The sequence below is a fragment of the Streptomyces katrae genome (assembly GCF_000717655.1).
Lineage (GTDB): Bacteria > Actinomycetota > Actinomycetes > Streptomycetales > Streptomycetaceae > Streptomyces > Streptomyces katrae_B.
Genome location: NZ_JNZY01000018.1, coordinates 59,633 through 77,517 on the forward strand (window position 1 = coordinate 59,633; position 17,885 = coordinate 77,517).

Consider the following 17,885-nt stretch of genomic DNA (forward strand, 5'->3'; position numbering starts at 1 on the left):
GGGCTGAATGGTCAACGCAGACATCGAGATCGAGACGCTCGCCGAATTCGACCAGGTCGTCGCGCGCGGCTCGCTCAGCGGCTACCGCATCCAGTCGGTCAACCTGCTGGAGCGCACGTTCGCCCTGCTGTCCGCCGACACCTCCGCAGCCGTCTTCCTGGGCTGCGCGATGGAGCCCGACGCGGCGGCCAAGGTGCGCGCGGACGGTGCGCTCGTCTTCCCACCGGTGCCGGACCTGCCCTTCAACCCGTACCGCGGTCTGCTGTACACCGCCGACGAGCTGTTCGCGGGGCTGTCCGACGGTTACGAGGGTACTGCTGACGCCCAGTCGTACGCCTGGTTCCAGGAGTCCAAGGCGGACGGCGACGTCTTCTCCTCGATGCTCCGCTCCCTCCACGACGACGCGATCTCCGACGCCCTCGACGAACACCTCGCCGGCGCCCGGGTGGTCGGCGTCATGGGCGGCCATGCGATGGCCCGCGGCGGTCTGGACTACCAGGGCGCGGCCGAACTCGGCCGGGAGCTGGCCCGGTCCGGGCTGACGGTCGCCACCGGCGGCGGCCCCGGCGCGATGGAGGCGGCCAACCTCGGCGCCTACCTGGCTCCGGTCCCCGACCACGCCCTTGCGGAGGCCCTCGAGATCCTGGCCAAGGCCCCGTCCTTCGCGCCCTCGGTGTCCGACTGGGCGCAGGCGGCGTTCGCCGTACGGGACCGCTGGCCCGCGGGCGGCGACTCGGTGGGGATCCCGACCTGGTTCTACGGGCACGAGCCGCCGAACGCCTTCGCTGGCCACATCGCCAAATACTTCGCGAACTCCACCCGGGAGGACGGGCTGCTCGCCCGCTCCACCGCGGGCGTCGTCTTCCTGCCGGGCGCCGCGGGCACCCTGCAGGAGATATTCGACAACGCCACGCCGAACTACTACGGGTCGCGGGGCGAGCCGACCCCGATGGTGCTGGTCGGGCGTAAGCACTGGACCGAGCACCTGCCGGCGTGGCCGCTGCTCCGGGCGCTGGCGCGCGGCCGTGCGATGGAGTCCCGGATCGCGCTGGTCGACTCGGTGGCCGAGGTCCCCGCCGTACTCGCTTCGATGAAGTGAGTGACGGACCGAGGCAACTTCGCGGCCCGATCGCACGTCTGCCATAGGTAATCAAAGTGCAAAACCCTGCCAGACGTGAACGGAGCCCTCGGTGCTCATAGGCCTGCTGACCGCGATCGCGGCATCCATCTGCTACGGCACGGGATCCGTCCTGCAAGCCGTCGGCTCGCGCCGGGCGGCCCGGATGTCGCCGGCCGCCGCCGGGGTGACCGCGCACGGCGGCCCGAACCTCTCGTCCACCGCGAAGGCAGCGATGACGTGGGAGTTCATCGTCGGCACCATCCTGGACTTCGTCGGCTTCGGGCTGGGCGCGCTCGCCGCCCGGCTGCTGCCCCTGTTCCTCTCCCAGACGGTGATCAGCGCCAACCTGGTGATCACCGCCGTCCTCAGCGTGAAGATGCTGGGCATCCGGCTGACCCGGAAGGAATGGACCTCCATCGGGGTGGTCTGCGCGGCGCTGGTGCTGCTGGCGACGGCGGCGGGCCACGAGGGCGGCCACCACGCCCCGATGTCCACGCACTGGTGGCTGTTCGCCGTGACCCTGCTGATCATCGCGGGCGGCACGGTGGCCGTACGGCTCCTGGGCGCCCGGGCCGCGATCCTGGCGGGCCTGCTGTCGGGCCTCGCCTTCGGCGCGCTCGGCGTCGGCGTCCGGATCCTCGACGGGATCGACCCGTTCGACCTGGGCAAGCTGCTCGCCGACCCGGCCCTCTACGCCATCCTGCTGGCCGGCGTGGGCGGCATGTACCTGCACACGGTCGCCCTCCAGATCGGCTCGGTGAACGGCGCGACGGCCGCGCTCGTCGTCGGCGAAACCGTCCTGCCGGGTGCGATCGGCGTCCTGTGGCTGGGCGACGCATCGCGGCCGGGCCTGGCCTGGCTGGCGGCCCTCGGCTTCGTGCTGGCCGTCGCGGGCGCGGTGGCCGTCGCCTGGTACGGCAACCACGACGGCGCAGAACCCCCCACCGCCCGCGAATCCGAACCCGAATCCAGCCCCGCCGGCGTCTGAGGCGCGGGGGCATGGGGGCATGGCCCCCAACGGTTCGGCCCGTCCGGCGCTTGAGGACCGGGTGCGGAGCCCGGGGAACGGGGGAAGGGCCGGTAGTAGGGGACGAGCCCCGTGCAGCGGCTACGCAGCCGGCAGCACGACCACCTCGGCCGGGGCGAAGGACACCGCAACCCGGTCCCCCACGGCCGGGGCCCCGGCCAGCCCGCACTCCGCCTCCAGCTCCGGCCCGGCCTCCGGCCGCAGCCGCAGCGCCACGTGCGTCCCGCGGAACGTCCGCGCGAGCACCTCACACCGCAGCCCCGCCGCCACGAGCACCACGCCCGCCGGCCGGATCAGGATCCGCCTCTCGCCCTCCGGGGACCCGGCCGGCACCAGGACCTTGCCCCACTCCGTCATCGCGGCCTCTCCCGACACCAGCGCCGGCACCACGTTCTCGAACCCGAGGAACCGCGCCACGAACTCCGAGGCCGGCCGCTGCCACACCTCCAGCGGGGTCCCGGCCTGCGCGATCCGCCCGTCCCGCATCACCACCACCCGGTCGGCCAGGGCGAAGGCCTCCCCCTGGTCGTGGGTGACGGCCAGCACCGTGGTCCCGAGCCGGGAGAACAGCCCGCGCAGCTCCACGACCAGCCGCTCGCGCAGCCCCCGGTCGAGCTGTCCCAGCGGTTCGTCCAGCATCAGCAGCCGCGGCGAGGGGGCCAGCGCCCTCGCGAGGGCGACCCGCTGCTGCTCGCCACCCGACAGGGAGGACACGGACCGGCCCTCGGCCCCGGGCAGCCCGACCAGCTCCAGCAGTTCCGCGACCCGGCCCTCGCAGGCCCCCCGGCCGGAGCCCCGCATGCGCAGCCCGAACGCGACGTTCCCGCCCACGTCCCGGTGCGGGAACAGCTGGTGGTCCTGGAACATCAGGCCCACCCCGCGCCGGTGCACGGGTACCCGCTCCTGGTCCGCACCGCCGAGCAGGACCCGCCCGGCGGAGACCGGCTGGAGCCCGGCGACGACCCGCAGCAGCGTGGACTTGCCGCTCCCGCTCGGCCCGAGCACGCACACGATCTCGTGCTCGGCGACCGCGAGATCCACGCAGTCCAGTGCGTCGACGACGGCGCGCTCGCCGAAGCGGACCGACACCCCGGCCAGTTCGAGCAACGTCATCAGAACTCTCCCGAGGTCTTGTCGGGGCGCAGCCGCTCCAGCACCAGCAGGGAGACCGCGCACACCAGCATCAGAATCGTGCTCAGGGCCATCGCCTGCCCGTAGTTGAGCTCACCGGCGCGCCCCAGCAGCCGCGCCACGGCCACCGGCAGCGTGGGACGGTCGGGCCGCGCGATGAAGACGGTCGCCCCGAACTCCCCCAGCGAGACGGCGAAGGCGAACCCGGCCGCGATCAGCAGCGCCCGCCGCACCAGCGGCAGGTCCACCTCCCGCCAGGCCCTCAGCGGGGACGCCCCGAGCACCGCGGCGGCCTCCCGCAGCCGTGCGTCCACCGCGCGCAGCACCGGCAGCATGGTCCGTACGACGAACGGCACGCCCACCAGCGCCTGGGCCAGCGGCACCAGGATCCACGAGGTCCGCAGATCCAGCGGCGGCTCGTCCAGGGTGATCAGGAAGCCGAAGCCGACCGTCACCGCCGACACCCCCAGCGGAAGCATCAGCAGCGCATCGAACCCGCGCACGAACCGCCCCCCGCGCCGGGTCAGTGCCGCGGCCGCGAGCCCCCCGATCAGCAGGGCGATGGCGGTGGCGGCGAGGGCGTACTGCAGGGAGTTCCCGATCGCCTCCAGCGGTGGCACGAGGAACGTTCCGCCGCCGGCGCCCGCATCCTGGAGCGCCCGGTAGAAGCCGAGCCCGTACCCGCCGGGGGCGTCGAAGGACCGCTCCACCAGCACCAGCAGCGGAGCCACGATCAGCAGCGCCACCGTCAGCAGCACCCCGCCGAGCAGGGCGCGCTGCCCCGGTCCGCTCGGCCGGTGTGCGGTCCGCGCCGGGTCCACCAGCCGCAGGGCGGTCTCCCGCCGGCGCACGGTCCAGGCGTGGACGGCGAGGATCAGGCCGATCGCCACGAACTGCACCATCGTGAGGACGGCGGCCGTCGGCAGGTCCAGCAGCTGTGCGGTCTGCCGGTAGACCTCCACCTCGAGGGTGGCGTACGAGGGCCCGCCCAGGATCTGCACGACGCCGAAGGAGGTGAAGGTGAAGAGGAACACCATCAGCGAGGCGGCGGCCACGGCCGGTCCGAGCGCGGGCAGCGTCACCCGCCGCCAGGCGGCGAACCGCCCGGCGCCGAGCACGCGGGCGGCCTCCTCCTGGCGCGGGTCGAGCTGCGCCCAGAGCCCGCCGACCGTCCGTACGACGACGGCGTAGTTGAAGAAGACGTGGGCGAGCAGGATCGCCCACACGGTGGTGTCCAGCCGGACGCCCCACAGCTCGTCGAGCAGGCCGCCGCGCCCGACCAGCGCCAGGAAGGCCGTGCCGACCACCACGGTCGGCAGCACGAACGGGACCGTGACCACCGCCCGCAGCAGTTGTTTGCCGGGGAACTCGAAGCGCGCGAAGACGTACGCGCCGGGGAGTGCGATCAGGAGCGTGAGCGCCGTGGACGCGCACGCCTGCCAGGTGGTGAACCAGAGCACGTCGGCGATGTCGGGCCGGGTCAGCACCTCACCGATCCGGCCGAACTGCCAGCCGTCCTCGGTCTTGATCCCGCGGCCGACGATCGCGGCGACGGGGTAGGCGAAGAACAGCCCGAAGAAGGCGAGCGGTACGGCCATCAGGGCGAGCCTGACGGCCGTACCGCGTACGCCCTCCTTCGCGGGAGTGCTTTCGCGTGCGCTCTCGCGTCCTACTTCACGACGAGCGAGGACCATGTCTTGACCCACTGCTCACGGTTCTTGGCGATGGTCTCCGGAGCGACGCTCCAAGGCTTCTCGATGACCACGCCGTGCTTCGTGAACAGCTCCGGCAGCTGCGCGTCCTTGACCACCGGGTTCACGAACATCTGCAGCGGCATGTCCTCCTGGAACTTCTTGCTGACGAGGAAGTCCAGGAGCGCCTTGCCGCCCTCCTCGTTCTTCGCGCCCTTGAGCAGGCCCGCGAACTCGACCTGGCGGAAGCAGGTGCCGGTGGAGACGCCCGTGGGGGCCTCGGCCGGCTGCGGCTCGCCGTACAGGACCTCGACCGGCGGGCTGGAGGCGTAGGAGACCACCAGCGGGCGGTCGCCCTTGGCCTTCTTGCCGCCCGCGGAGCCCGAGAAGCGCTCGTTGTAGGCCTGCTCCCAGCCGTCGACGACCTCGACGCCGTTGGCCTTGAGCTTGGTCCAGTAGTCCTTCCACCCTCCCCCAGAGGCTTCGCCCTGGGAGGTACCCCCATCGCCGTACTGGCCGACGGAGGCGAGGAGGAAGCCGAGGCCCGGCGAGGAGGTCGCCGCGTTCTCGGTGACCAGCAGGTTCTTGTACTCCGGCTTGACCAGGTCGTCCAGCGTCTGCGGCGGGGCGAGCTTCTTGTCGGCGAAGTACGCCTTGTCGTAGTTGACGCAGATGTCGCCGGAGTCGATCGGGGTGACCCGGTGCTCCTTGTCGAGCACGTACTCGGGCTTCACGTCGGCCAGGCCCTTGGCCTCGTACGGCTTGAAGATCCCGTTGTCGAGGGCGCGCGAGAGGAGCGTGTTGTCGACACCGAAGAAGACGTCGCCGCGCGGGGAGCCCTTGGTGAGGATCTCCTGGTTGAGTGCGGCGCCCGCGTCCCCGGACTTCAGGACCTTGACGGTGTAGCCGCTCTGCTGCTCGAACTCCTTGAGGACCGTGTCGGTCACGTTGAAGGAGTCGTGGGAGACGAGCGTGACCGTCTTGGGCTTCGGCGACCCGCTCGCGCCGCCCTCGGACGTGTCCTTGGCGTCGCCGCCGCCGCAGGCGCTGAGCGTGGCGACGCCGAGCGCGGCCGCGAGCGCTGCGCCCGCGAACTTCTTGGTGGTGCTCACTGGTGAATTCCTCCTGGGATGACCAGGAGAAGACGCGGCCCTGCCGGGCGCTCAGTGCGAGCGGTCGCCGGGCAGGGCGCAACAGCTTGAGTGATGACCGAACTTCCTACCCCGAATGACCGGGGCGAGGTTCAGAGGGTCTGCGGATGACGGTTACCGCACTCTCAGCGCTGTGGCGCTCCCCTGTCGGAATATGCAATTGGTTCGGCCACAGGGTACCCCGTGGCCGAACCGGGGCGGAGGAAACCGCAGGCTAGCGCTCCGAGGCCGCCAGCTGGCCGCAGGCGCCGTCGATCTCCTGACCGCGGGTGTCGCGGACGGTCACCGGCACGCCGTGGCGGGCGATGGCCTCCACGAAGGCCTTCTCGTCCTCGGGACGCGAGGCCGTCCACTTCGAGCCCGGCGTCGGGTTCAGCGGGATCAGGTTGACGTGGACACGCTTGCCCTTGAGCAGCCGGCCGAGGAGGTCGCCGCGCCAGGCCTGGTCATTGATGTCACGGATCAGCGCGTACTCGATGGAGATCCGGCGGCCGGACTTCTCGGCGTACTCCCAGGCCGCGTCGAGTACCTCGCGGACCTTCCAGCGGGTGTTCACGGGGACCAGGGTGTCGCGCAGCTCGTCGTCCGGCGCGTGCAGCGAGACCGCGAGGCGGCACTTGAAGCCCTCGTCGGCGAACCGCAGCATCGCCGGGACCAAGCCCACGGTGGAGACGGTGATGCCGCGCTGCGACAGGCCCAGGCCGTCGGGCTCGGGGTCGGTGAGGCGGCGGATCGCGCCGACGACCCGCTTGTAGTTCGCCAGCGGCTCGCCCATGCCCATGAAGACGATGTTGGACAGCCGGGCCGGGCCGCCGGGGACCTCGCCGTCGCGCAGCGCGCGCATGCCGTCGACGATCTGGTGGACGATCTCGGCGGTGGACAGGTTGCGGTCCAGGCCCGCCTGGCCGGTGGCGCAGAACGGGCAGTTCATACCGCAGCCGGCCTGCGAGGAGATGCACATGGTGACCCGGTCGGGGTAGCGCATCAGCACGGACTCGACGAGCGTGCCGTCGTGCAGCTTCCACAGGGTCTTGCGGGTGGTGTCGTCGTCGCACGAGATGTGCCGGACGACGTTCATCAGCTCGGGCAGCAGCTCCTGCTGGAGCTTCTCGCGGGAGCCCGCCGGGATGTCGGTCCACTCGGCCGGGTCGTGCGCGTACCGGGCGAAGTAGTGCTGCGAGAGCTGCTTGGCCCGGAAGGGCTTCTCACCGATCGCGGCGACCGCCTCGCGCCGCTCCTCGGGCGTGAGGTCGGCGAGGTGCCGGGGCGGCTTCTTGGCTCCGCGAGGGGCGACGAAGGTGAGCTCTCCCGGGACGGGGCGGGCCATGGCAGGTACTCCTCGTAAGACGAAAGGCGCGCCGCAGAAGCAGCGCGCCTTTCAAGAGTAACCGCCCGGACCCACCCGAAGCCTTCGGACGTACGTCGCCCCGGCTCAGCGGGGTCCCCCTGGTGAACCGCCCGCCGGCCGGAACCCGCGGAACCCGGTTTCAGCCGGTGCCGACGAAGGCCGCCAGCAGCAGCCACACCACCGGGGCGGTCGGCAGCAGGGAGTCGAGCCGGTCCATGATGCCGCCGTGGCCCGGCAGCAGCGTGCCCATGTCCTTGATGCCCAGGTCCCGCTTGATCATCGACTCGCCGAGGTCGCCCAGCGTGGCGCTGACCGCGACGGCGAGACCGAGCAGCAGGCCCTGCCACCAGGCGCCCCCGTCGATCAGGAACTCCATGCACAGCGCGCCGGCCCCCATTGCGAAGGCCACCGCGCCGAACAGCCCCTCGCGGGTCTTGCCGGGGCTGATGCGCGGCGCCAGCTTGTGCTTGCCGAAGCGCCAGCCCACCGCGTAGGCCCCGGTGTCGCTGACCACGGTCAGGACCAGGAACGTGACCACCCGCTGCGGGCCGTCGTCGGCGGTGAGCAGCATCGCGACGAAGGTGGCCAGGAAGGGCACGTAGAACGCCGCGAAGACGCCTGCGGTGACGTCCTTGAGGTAGTCCTCGGGCGGTTCGGTCATCCGCCAGACCAGGACCGCCAGCGCGGTCAGGGCCATGGCCACCCAGGCGCCCTCGGCCCCGCGGACGTATCCGGCGATGACCATGGCGGCGCCGCCGACCGCGAGCGGGACGAGCGGCGCCTTGATGCCCTTCTTCTCCTGGAGCCGGGAGGTGAGCTCCCACAGGCCCACGACGACCGCGACGACGATGACGCCGACGAAGACCGCCTTCACGATGAACAGCGAAGCGAAGATCACCGCACCGAGGCCGACGCCGACCCCTATGGCGGCACGCAGGTCGCGCCCCGCCCGCTTCTTCTGCGGCGGGGGCGAGGCGTCCTGCGGTGCCTGCGAGGGCGGAGGCGGGGGGCTGGGCATGGGCTCCTGCGGCGGCGTCTCGGCGCGGAACGGGGGGCCGCCGCCGTCGGCGGCGGCCCCCCGATCGCGTGCTTCCCGGTCGTCGAAGTCACGGCCGGCGGCATCGGGCACGATGGGCATGGGCCGAGTGTGCGGGCCCACCAGCGCATCGTATGCGGGACCCGCCGGAACCTGCTCCGTGGCCCAGGGAGAGTCGTTCATCAGACCTCGAGGAGCTCGGCTTCCTTGTGCTTGAGCAGCTCGTCGACCTGCGCGACGTACTTCGCGGTGGTGTCGTCGAGCTCCTTCTCCGCGCGGCGCACCTCGTCCTCGCCGGACTCCTTGTCCTTGACGAGCTTGTCGAGGGCGTCCTTCGCCTTACGGCGGATGGAGCGGATCGAGACCTTGGAGTCCTCGGCCTTGGTGCGCGCGACCTTGATGTACTCCTTGCGGCGGTCCTGCGTCAGCTCGGGGAAGGTCACCCGGATGATATTGCCGTCGTTGCTGGGGTTGACGCCCAGGTCGGAGTCGCGGATGGCCTGCTCGATGTTGCGCAGGGCGCTCTTGTCGAACGGGGTCACGATCGCCATGCGCGGCTCGGGCACCGAGAAGGACGCGAGCTGGTTGATGGGCGTGATGGCGCCGTAGTAGTCGGCCACGATCTTGTTGAACATCGCCGGGTGCGCACGACCGGTGCGGATCGCGGCAAAGTCTTCCTTGGCGACGACGACGGCCTTCTCCATCTTCTCCTCGGCCTCGAGGAGGATTTCTTCGATCACCACGTGCTCCTGCATGTCAGATTTGGATGGTTCAGGCGGGCGGGGCGGGCTCGGCCGGGTGGGGCCGGGCCCGGCGTCGGGACGCTCAGGCCCGGGTGCCCTGGTCGCTCACGAGCGTGCCGATCTTCTCACCCTTGACGGCGCGGGCGATATTGCCCTCGGCCAGCAGCTCGAAGACCAGGATCGGCAGCTTGTTGTCGCGGCACAGCGTGATGGCGGTGGCATCGGCGACCTTGAGGTCGCGCGAGAGCACCTCGCTGTACTCCAGCGCGTCGAACTTCACCGCGTCGGGGTTCTTCTTCGGGTCGGAGTCGTAGACCCCGTCGACGCCGTTCTTGCCCATGAGCAGGGCCTCGGCGTCGATCTCCAGGGCACGCTGGGCGGCCGTGGTGTCGGTGGAGAAGTACGGCATGCCCATGCCGGCGCCGAAGATGACGACGCGGCCCTTCTCCAGGTGGCGTACGGCGCGCAGCGGGATGTACGGCTCCGCGACCTGGCCCATGGTGATGGCGGTCTGCACGCGCGAGTCGATGCCTTCCTTCTCCAGGAAGTCCTGGAGGGCGAGGCAGTTCATGACGGTGCCGAGCATGCCCATGTAGTCGGACCGCGCACGGTCCATGCCCCGCTGCTGCAGTTCGGCGCCGCGGAAGAAGTTTCCGCCGCCGATCACGACGGCGATCTCCGCGCCGTCACGGACCACCGCGGCGATTTCGCGCGCGATGGCATGGACGACGTCGGGGTCGACGCCCAGTCCTCCACCACCGGAGAAGGCTTCGCCCGACAGCTTCAGCATGAAGCGGCGGCCCTTCTTGTCGTGGTCGCTCTTGTCGTCGGAAGCGGTGTGGGGGTCCACGCCCTGATTCATGGAGATCTCCTCGTGCACATACGAAGAAGGCCATTGCCGGTGGGTCCTCGCGGTTCCCTCTACGGCAATGGCCTCCTCGTCAGATCTGCGGTCGTTCCGCGCGCGGGCGGACGACTGCTTCAGACCCTACCGGGGTCCGGTGTCCGTCGTGTACGGACGGACTCAGATGCCGACCTTGATGCGCGAGAAGCGCTTCAGGGTGACACCGGCCTCGTCCAGGACCTTCTGGACGGACTTCTTGTTGTCCAGCGCGTACGGCTGGCCGAGGAGGGTGGCCTCCTTGAAGAAGCCGTTGACGCGACCCTCGACGATCTTGGCGATGGCAGCCTCGGGCTTGCCCTCCGCGCGGGTGACCTCTTCGGCGATGCGGCGCTCGGACTCGACCTTGTCGGCCGGGACGTCCTCGGCGGAGAGCCACTGCGGGGCGAACGCGGCGATGTGCTGCGCGACGCCGCGGGCGACCTCGGCGTTCTCCTTGTCGAGCTCGACCAGGACGCCGATCTGGAACGGCAGGTCGGGCATGGTGCGGTGCATGTACGCGGTGACGTAACCGTCGGCGAACTGCGCGAAGCGGTCCAGGACGATCTTCTCGCCGAGGTTCGCGTTCGCCTCGTCCACGAAGGCGGTGACGGTCTTGCCGGGCTCGATCTCGGACGCGAGCAGCGCCTCGATGTCGGCCGGGGAGGTGGCGGCGACGTGCGCGGCCAGCTGATTGGCGACGGCCAGGAACTTCTCGCCCTTGGCGACGAAGTCCGTCTCGCACTTCAGCTCGACGATGACACCGGAGGTGTTGTCGTCGGCGATGAGGGAGACGACGGCACCGTTCTCGGCAGAACGGCCCTCGCGCTTGGCGACGCCCTTCTGACCCTTGATACGGAGGGCCTCCATGGCCTTGTCGACGTCGCCGTCGGCCTCGACCAGCGCGTTCTTGCAGTCCAGCATGCCGGCGCCGGTGAGCTCGCGGAGCTTCTTGACGTCAGCGGCGGTGTAGTTCGCCATGAGTCTGTGATTCTCTCTCGAAGTCGTAGATCTACGGGTGAACGGCGGAGGCGCCGCGCTTTTGGCGCGGCTCCCCCGCCGTCATCGTCCGTGCTGCGAGTGCCCGGCGCATGAACGCCGGGCGCTCTCAGTGGGTCAGGCCTGCTCGGCGTCGGCGGCCGGGGCCTCTGCGGCCGGGGCCTCTGCGGCCGGGGCCTCTGCGGCCGGGGCCTCGACAGCCTCGGCGGCCGGGGCCTCGACAGCGGCCTCGGCCGGAGCGGCCTCGGCGTCGTCGGCCTTCTTCTCGCCCTCGAGCAGGTCGCGCTCCCACTCGGCGAGCGGCTCGGCGGCGGCCTTCTCGCCCGGCTTCGAGTCACCGGTCGCAGCGCCGGAGCGGGCGATGAGGCCCTCGGCGACGGCGTCGGCGATCACGCGGGTGAGCAGGGTGACGGAACGGATCGCGTCGTCGTTGCCCGGGATCTTGTAGTCGACCTCGTCGGGGTCGCAGTTGGTGTCGAGGATCGCGACGACCGGGATGTGGAGCTTGCGCGCCTCACCGACGGCGATGTGCTCCTTCTTGGTGTCGACGATCCAGACGGCGCTGGGAACCTTCGACATCTCGCGGATACCACCGAGGGTCTTCTCCAGCTTGGTCTTCTCGCGGGAGAGGACCAGGAGCTCCTTCTTGGTGAGACCCGAGGCGGCGACGTCCTCGAAGTCGATCGCCTCAAGCTCCTTCAGACGCTGGAGGCGCTTGTAGACGGTGGAGAAGTTGGTGAGCATGCCACCCAGCCAGCGCTGGTTGACGTACGGCATACCAACGCGCGTCGCCTGCTCGGCGATGGCCTCCTGGGCCTGCTTCTTGGTACCGACGAACATGATGGAGCCGCCGTGGGCAACGGTCTCCTTGACGAACTCGTAGGCGCGGTCGATGTACGACAGCGACTGGAGCAGGTCGATGATGTAGATGCCGTTGCGCTCCGTGAAGATGAAGCGCTTCATCTTCGGGTTCCAGCGACGGGTCTGGTGACCGAAGTGGACGCCGCTTTCCAGCAGCTCCCGCATCGTAACGACGGCCATGGCCATCTCCTTGGTTTCTCGGTTTGGTTCCTGACGCCCCACCGCGCCCTGCCCCCGAGAAGGGGACCGAGAGACGCTTCCACCCGGCCTGAGCGGCTGGTGCTGGGGCGTGCGAAGTCGACCCGGTGACCCGGATCGCCGTAAGAAGTGTACGGGACCGGGCGGTATGCCAGGTGACGCCGTTGTCCACACCCGGCCGCTCGTCCACAGGCGCGGTCACGCTGTGCGAGCCGGCGGCAACCTGGACGGCATGACGACACTGCTGCTCACGCTGCTGCTGACCTTGACCCAGGCGCTCGCCCCGGGGATCCGGCCGCTGCCGCCCCCACTGGTGGTGGCCCGCTGGTGGGACCCGCCCCCGACCCCGTACGCGGCGGGGCACCGAGGGGTGGACCTGGCCGCCCCCGTGGGCGCGGAGCTCCGCGCGGTCGGACCGGGCCGGGTGCACTACGCGGGCCTGGTGGCCGGCCGCGGCGTCCTCTCCCTCACGCTCCCGGGCGGCCTGCGCACCACGTACGAACCGGTGCGGCCGCTGGTCGCGGAGGGCGAGGAGGTCACGGCGGGCCAGTTGGTCGCCGTCCTCACGGAAGGCACGCACTGCGGAAAGCCCTGTCTCCACTGGGGCCTCCTCTCAGGCACCACGTACCTGAACCCCCTGGCCCTGCTCCCCCACCCGACCCCGAGACTCCTGCCCCACTCCGGCCTGGCCGGCGCTTGAGGCGAATCCGGCCCCGGGCGGCGCCCGGGGCAATTCCGGCCCCGCCGGCGTGTGAGGCGCGGGGGTCCGGGGAGAGGGGCCCCCGGGGGGGCCTCAGCCCCGTACGCCCCGCAGGGCCATGGCCACGGCCGCCTCCGTCACGACGGTGGGGTCCTCGGCAGCACCGAGCTCGATGCGCCGGACCGCAGCGTCCACCACACCCTGCAGCAGCATCGCGGCAAGCCGGGGCTGCTCATGCCCCAGGGCCCCGAGCGCCTCCACGATCATCGCCACGAGCCCCCCGTGCGCAGCACGGATCTTCTCCCGCGCCCCCGCGTCCAGCTCACTGGCCGAGATCGCCACCACCGCCCGGTGCCGCCGGTCCCCGACTAGCCCCAGCTGGCTCCGCACGTAGGCCTCGACCTTCGCCTCCGGCGACTGCGCCTGCTCCATCGCCGCCTCGATCTCGGCGGCCCAGACGGGGAAGTCCACGGCGCACAGCTCTTCGACCACGGCCGCGCGGGAGCGGAAGTACTCGTACACGGAGGACCGGGCGAGGCCCGTGCGCTCCGCCAGGGCGGGGAAGGTCAGCGCTTCCGTCCCGCCTTCGGACAACAGGGAGCGCGCAGCGTCCAGCAGGGCGCCGCGCTGCATCGACCGGTGCTCGGCCACGGAGGCCGCTCGAATCCTGGGCACGCATCCACTCTACGGAGGTGCCGCAAGCTCACCGGCCGACATCCGCCAGCTTGGCCCGCAGTTGGAGCACCGACTTGGTGTGGATCTGGCTGACCCTGCTCTCCGTGACGCCCAGGACGTTGCCGATCTCGGCCAGCGTGAGGCCCTCGTAGTAGTAGAGCGTCACCACGGTCTTCTCCCGCTCCGGCAGGGTGTTGATGGCCCGGGCAAGGAGCCTGCGCAGCTCGCGGTCCTCGGCCACCTCGACCGGGTTGTCGGCGGCGGTGTCCTCCAGGGTGTCCATCAGCGAGAGGCGGTCGCCGCCCTCGCCGCCGACGTGCAGCAGCTCCTCCAGGGCGACCACGTTGGCGAGCGACAACTGGCTGAACACGGCGTGGAGTTCCTCCACGCCGATGCCCATCTCGCCGGCGACCTCGTGCTCGGTCGGGGTGCGGCGCAGCTGGGCTTCGAGCGTGGCGTAGGCCCGCTCCACGGCCCGCGCCTTCTGCCGGACCGAGCGCGGGATCCAGTCCAGCGCCCGCAGCTCGTCGATCATCGCGCCCCGGATCCGGGTGATCGCGTACGTCTCGAACTTGATGGACCGGTCGATGTCGAACTTCTCGATGGCGTCGATCAGCCCGAAGACCCCGGAGGAGACGAAGTCGGCCTGTTCGACATTGGGCGGCAGGCCCACGCTGACCCGGCCGGCCACGTACTTCACCAGGGGCGAGTAGTGCAGGATCAGCTGCTCCCGCAGCCGCTCGTCACCGCTTTCCTTGTACGAGCGCCACAGCACCTCGAGGGACGAGGGTGCGGTGGTCCGCACGCTGCCGCGGGCAGCGGGGGGCACCGCAGCGCGGTCAGACCCTGAGGTGTGCTGGGGCATGCTTCGCCTTTGCCGGAGCCGGATTCCTTGGGAGCGTAGCGTGACGGAAGTGTCGCGGTGCGCGAAGAGTACGGGATCGCGCGTGGGCACCGGGGCGTCGTGACTCGCGCGGGAGACCCGGGACCGGCGCCTGGCGCTCGGTCCCGGCAGCTGCCACCGGGAAGACCGCGTCTCTCATCGGCTTCACTCTTTCACCGGAACACCCCAGGTCAACGACCGCCTCGCCGGGTACCGCCGGTTTGTGTGCCTCCTTCAGGTGATTGTGTGGTCAACTGCCAGCCCTCGCCCTGCCGTTCGACGAACCCCAGAGAGTGAAGTTCGTACAGTCTGCCGATGACTTCATCGGTGCCGGTGCCTGCTGCGAGGGCGACTTCGCCGGCGTGCACGAGCCGGCCGGCCGGGAGTGCTTCGAGCACGCGGGCGGTGTCCGGGTGCAGAAGGTCGCGGGCGAGCACCGGGCCGCGCCGCTCGGGAGCCAGCTCCCCCATGCCGCCGACCAGCTCGACGACCTCCGCGGCGTCCGTGACGAGCACCGCCTCGCCGCGCAGCAGTTCGTGCACTCCGCCGGAGAGCCCGCTGGTGGCCGGTCCGGGGATGCCCATGGTGAACCGCCCGAGCTGCTGGGCCCGCCGGGCCGTGACCAGGGAGCCGCTTCGGTGGGCCGCCTCGACCACGACGGTGCCCCGGGTGAGGGCGGCGATGACCCGGTTGCGCAGGACGAACCGGCTGGGGGTCGGGTGGCTGCCGGGCGGCAGCTCGCCCAGCACCAGCCCTTGGTCGGCGATCCGCCCGAGCAGCCCGGCATGACCGCGGGGGTAGGCGACGTCCACCCCGCAGGCGAGCACCGCGGCCGTGGCGCCGCCCGAGGCGAGGGCGCCGCGATGGGCGGCGGCATCGACCCCGTACGCCGCCCCGGAGACCACCACCCAGCCCCGCTCGGCGAGCCCGGCGGCCAGGATCTGGGCCATGTGCGCGCCGTACGGGGTGCAGGCCCGGGCGCCGACCACGGCGACGGAACGCAGCGCCCACGTCCGCAGGTCCGGGCTGCCGCGGAGCCAGAGCCCGAGGGGCCGGGCGTCGCCAAGGTCGTCCAGCTGGGTCGGCCACTGCGCCGAGCCGGGGCAGACGAACCGGCCGCCGCTGCGGGCGGCGGTCGCCAGGTCCCGCCGCGGGTCGGCGAGCGCCGCCCGTCTGCGGTATCCGGCGAGCCGCTGCTCCCCCACCCCGGCCAGGGCCGCCGCCTCGGTGTCCGGCCCGGTCAGCAGCCGTATCAGCCCGACGGCGCCGTGCTCGCGCAGCCACCGTCCGCCGTGCTCGTCGCCGGGCTCCAGCACCCGGGTCAGCGCAGCCCGCGCCAACAGCTCCGCATCGAACCCCCCGGGCCCGGCGGATGTGCTCATGAGCCGGCTCCCATCGCCAGGGCTGCGCCGCGGGCGATGCCGGTCCGCAGTTCCAGGGCCACGGCCACGTCGAGTGCCTCCGGGCGGTCCCGGGCCCGCAGGTCGGCCACGGTCCAGGCGACCCGCAGCACCCGGTCCAGCCCGCGGGCGGTGAGCAGCCCGCGCTCCAGATCCCGCTCGGCCTGCGCCAGAGCCCCGGGGGCCGCCTGCCAGCGCGTGCGCAGCTCGTGCCCGGGCACCTCGGCGTTGAGTCGCCAAGGGGTGTCGGCGAGCCGGGCCGCGGCGCGGTCCCGGGCCTCGCGCACCCGGTCGGCGACGGCCACCGTGGCCTCCCCGCGGCCGCCGCGCCCCAGCAGGTCGGAGCGGGTGACCGGCTCGACCTCCACCCGCAGGTCCACCCGGTCCAGCAGCGGCCCGGACAGCCGCGCCTGGTAACGGCGGATCACCGATGCCGGGCATTCGCAGCCGGCGCCGTGCAGGGTGTGCCGCCCGCAGGGGCAGGGGTTCGCCGCGAGCACCATCAGGAATCTGGCCGGGAGCCGCACCACCCCGGCGGCCCGGGCGATGACCACGTGCCCCGATTCGAGCGGCTGGCGCAGCGCGTCCAGCGCCTTGGTGCTGAACTCGGCCGCCTCGTCCAGAAACAGCACACCCCGGTGGGCCAAGGAGACGGCCCCGGGCCGGGGCACCCCCGCTCCGCCGCCGACCAGGGACTGCATGGTCGCGGAATGGTGGGGCGCGCAGTACGGGGGCCGGGCGACGAGCGGTTCGCCGGGCGGCAGGATCCCGGCGACCGAGTGGACGGCGGTGACCTCCAGCGAGTCCTGCCGGGAGAGCGGCGGCAGGATCCAGGGGATCCGCTCTGCCAGCATCGTCTTGCCCGCTCCCGGCGGCCCGCTGAGGAAGAGGTGGTGGCCCCCGGAGGCCGCCACTTCCAGGGCCCGGCGGGCGCCGTGCTGCCCGGCGACATCGGAGAGGTCGGGGAAGTCCGCGGCCTCGCCCTCCCCGGGCCGGCGCTGGGAGATCCCGGTGCCCAGCCCGGCACCGGGGACCACCAGCCCGGCGAGCATCGGGTCCGGCCGCCCCTGTGGGCCCGGTGCTTCCTCCTCGGGGACCTCTCCGTCGGTTAGGACGGCGATCAGCTGGCGCAGGCTGCGGACGCCGAGCACGCAGGCGTCGGGGACGAGCATGGCCTCGGCGGCGCACTGCTGCGGCACCACCACGTTCCGGTACCCGGCATCCGCTGCGGCGAGGACCGCCGGCAAGATGCCCCGCACCGGCCGTACCCGGCCGTCCAGTCCCAGTTCCCCGATGAGCACCAGGTCGGCGATCGCAGCCGGATCGACCACCTCGGCGGCGCCCAGCACGGCCGCCGCGACGGCCAGGTCGAAGCCGGCGCCGGATTTCGGTACGGAGGCCGGGCTGAGCCCGACGGTGAGCTTCTTCTGCGGCCATGCGGCGCCCGAGTTCACCACGGCGGCCCGCACCCGGTCCCGGCTCTCGACCAGGGTCTTGTCGGGCAGCCCCACCAGGGTGAAGGCGGCGAGCCCGGGCTCCAGGTCGGCCTGGACCTCCACCACCACGCCGTCGACGCCCACCAGGGCGACCGAACAGGCTCGTGCGAAGCCCATCACGCCACCCCCCGGACGTGCTCCACCACGGGCGCACCGCGCCGCGGCAGCAGGACTCCCACGAGGTCGATGCGCACCCCGCCCGGGGGCGGTCCGCCGTGGTCGGCGAGCCATCGGCCGGCGAGCCGGCGCAATCCCTCGGCCTTGCCGGGGCGGACGGCGGCCATGGGATGTTCGAACTCACCCGACCGGCGGGTCTTGACCTCGCACACGACGAGGGCGTCCCCGTCCCGCGCGACGATGTCGATCTCCCCGCTGCGGCACCGCCAGTTCCGCGCGATCACGGTCATCCCGGCCTCGGCCAGCCGCCGCGCCGCGAGCTCCTCGCCGTACCGCCCCAATGCCTGCTGTGCCACGCCCTTCGCGTTCATCCGGCACCACCTCCGGCACCGACGGTCCCGCGCCCCCGCCCACCTTGTGGATCTTGGT

The 17,885-nt window shown here is 71.8% G+C and carries 17 protein-coding genes and 1 riboswitch; of the genes, 3 read left to right on the forward strand and 14 right to left on the reverse strand.

Annotated elements, in window-relative coordinates; genetic code table 11:
- The first annotated feature begins 7 nt into the window (after positions 1 to 7).
- Entirely contained in the window at positions 8 to 1,099 is a 1,092-nt protein-coding gene (locus tag IF09_RS0122365) for an LOG family protein (protein WP_030298404.1), read from the forward strand.
- A 91-nt stretch (positions 1,100 to 1,190) separates the two neighbouring features.
- Complete coding sequence (locus tag IF09_RS0122370; protein WP_030298406.1) at positions 1,191 to 2,108, forward strand: hypothetical protein; 918 nt, start codon at positions 1,191 to 1,193, stop codon at positions 2,106 to 2,108.
- A gap of 120 nt (positions 2,109 to 2,228) precedes the next feature.
- Here the strand turns inward: IF09_RS0122370 and IF09_RS0122375 are convergent, their stop codons facing one another.
- The 9 genes from IF09_RS0122375 to rpsB form a co-directional block, all read right to left on the reverse strand.
- Positions 2,229 to 3,260 carry an ABC transporter ATP-binding protein gene (locus IF09_RS0122375; protein ID WP_030298409.1) on the reverse strand — a complete coding sequence of 344 codons (1,032 nt, stop codon included), beginning with the start codon at positions 3,258 to 3,260 and terminating at the stop codon, positions 2,229 to 2,231.
- The gene (locus tag IF09_RS0122380) at positions 3,260 to 4,876 is read right to left on the reverse strand and encodes an ABC transporter permease (protein WP_030298410.1); all 1,617 of its coding nucleotides are present in this window, start codon (positions 4,874 to 4,876) and stop codon (positions 3,260 to 3,262) included. Before IF09_RS0122380 ends, IF09_RS0122375 begins: the two co-directional genes overlap by 1 nt.
- Positions 4,877 to 4,947: 71 nt before the next feature.
- Positions 4,948 to 6,081 (reverse strand): thiamine ABC transporter substrate-binding protein, encoded by a 1,134-nt coding sequence (locus IF09_RS0122385; protein WP_030298412.1) that lies wholly within the window; start codon positions 6,079 to 6,081, stop codon positions 4,948 to 4,950.
- Positions 6,082 to 6,166: 85 nt separating this feature from the next.
- A riboswitch (TPP riboswitch) is annotated at positions 6,167 to 6,276 on the reverse strand.
- Between the two features lie 58 nt (positions 6,277 to 6,334).
- Complete coding sequence (rlmN, locus tag IF09_RS0122390; protein WP_030298414.1) at positions 6,335 to 7,447, reverse strand: 23S rRNA (adenine(2503)-C(2))-methyltransferase RlmN; 1,113 nt, start codon at positions 7,445 to 7,447, stop codon at positions 6,335 to 6,337.
- Positions 7,448 to 7,607: 160 nt separating this feature from the next.
- Positions 7,608 to 8,687 carry a phosphatidate cytidylyltransferase gene (locus IF09_RS0122395; RefSeq protein WP_030298417.1) on the reverse strand — a complete coding sequence of 360 codons (1,080 nt, stop codon included), beginning with the start codon at positions 8,685 to 8,687 and terminating at the stop codon, positions 7,608 to 7,610.
- Positions 8,687 to 9,244: a ribosome recycling factor gene (frr, locus tag IF09_RS0122400; protein ID WP_030298420.1), complete on the reverse strand. Its 558-nt coding sequence runs from the start codon at positions 9,242 to 9,244 to the stop codon at positions 8,687 to 8,689. Before frr ends, IF09_RS0122395 begins: the two co-directional genes overlap by 1 nt.
- A gap of 85 nt (positions 9,245 to 9,329) precedes the next feature.
- Complete coding sequence (gene pyrH, locus IF09_RS0122405) at positions 9,330 to 10,109, reverse strand: UMP kinase (protein WP_030162523.1); 780 nt, start codon at positions 10,107 to 10,109, stop codon at positions 9,330 to 9,332.
- 162 nt (positions 10,110 to 10,271) lie between these two features.
- Positions 10,272 to 11,108, reverse strand: coding sequence for a translation elongation factor Ts (gene tsf / locus IF09_RS0122410; protein ID WP_030298422.1), 837 nt, complete (start codon positions 11,106 to 11,108; stop codon positions 10,272 to 10,274).
- 135 nt (positions 11,109 to 11,243) lie between these two features.
- A complete protein-coding gene (rpsB, locus tag IF09_RS0122415; RefSeq protein WP_030298424.1) occupies positions 11,244 to 12,167 on the reverse strand; it encodes a 30S ribosomal protein S2 in 924 nt (307 codons plus the stop codon).
- 250 nt (positions 12,168 to 12,417) lie between these two features.
- Here rpsB and IF09_RS40470 point away from each other — a divergent pair, with 250 nt between their 5' ends.
- Entirely contained in the window at positions 12,418 to 12,885 is a 468-nt protein-coding gene (locus IF09_RS40470; protein ID WP_030298426.1) for a M23 family metallopeptidase, read from the forward strand.
- 93 nt (positions 12,886 to 12,978) lie between these two features.
- Here IF09_RS40470 and IF09_RS0122425 read toward each other — a convergent pair whose 3' ends face one another.
- From IF09_RS0122425 to IF09_RS0122445, 5 genes are all read right to left on the reverse strand, one after another.
- Positions 12,979 to 13,536, reverse strand: a complete 558-nt coding sequence (locus IF09_RS0122425) for a TetR/AcrR family transcriptional regulator (protein ID WP_030298428.1) — start codon at positions 13,534 to 13,536, stop codon at positions 12,979 to 12,981.
- A gap of 52 nt (positions 13,537 to 13,588) precedes the next feature.
- Positions 13,589 to 14,425 carry an RNA polymerase sigma factor WhiG gene (whiG, locus tag IF09_RS0122430; RefSeq protein WP_030298430.1) on the reverse strand — a complete coding sequence of 279 codons (837 nt, stop codon included), beginning with the start codon at positions 14,423 to 14,425 and terminating at the stop codon, positions 13,589 to 13,591.
- Positions 14,426 to 14,634: 209 nt separating this feature from the next.
- Entirely contained in the window at positions 14,635 to 15,825 is a 1,191-nt protein-coding gene (gene dprA / locus IF09_RS0122435) for a DNA-processing protein DprA (protein ID WP_030298432.1), read from the reverse strand.
- On the reverse strand, positions 15,822 to 17,456 hold the full coding sequence (locus IF09_RS0122440) for a YifB family Mg chelatase-like AAA ATPase (RefSeq protein WP_030298433.1): 1,635 nt from the start codon (positions 17,454 to 17,456) through the stop codon (positions 15,822 to 15,824). The genes dprA and IF09_RS0122440 overlap by 4 nt, the downstream gene beginning before the upstream one ends.
- Positions 17,456 to 17,827: a YraN family protein gene (locus tag IF09_RS0122445; protein ID WP_030298435.1), complete on the reverse strand. Its 372-nt coding sequence runs from the start codon at positions 17,825 to 17,827 to the stop codon at positions 17,456 to 17,458. Before IF09_RS0122445 ends, IF09_RS0122440 begins: the two co-directional genes overlap by 1 nt.
- Between the last annotated feature and the right edge of the window lie 58 nt (positions 17,828 to 17,885).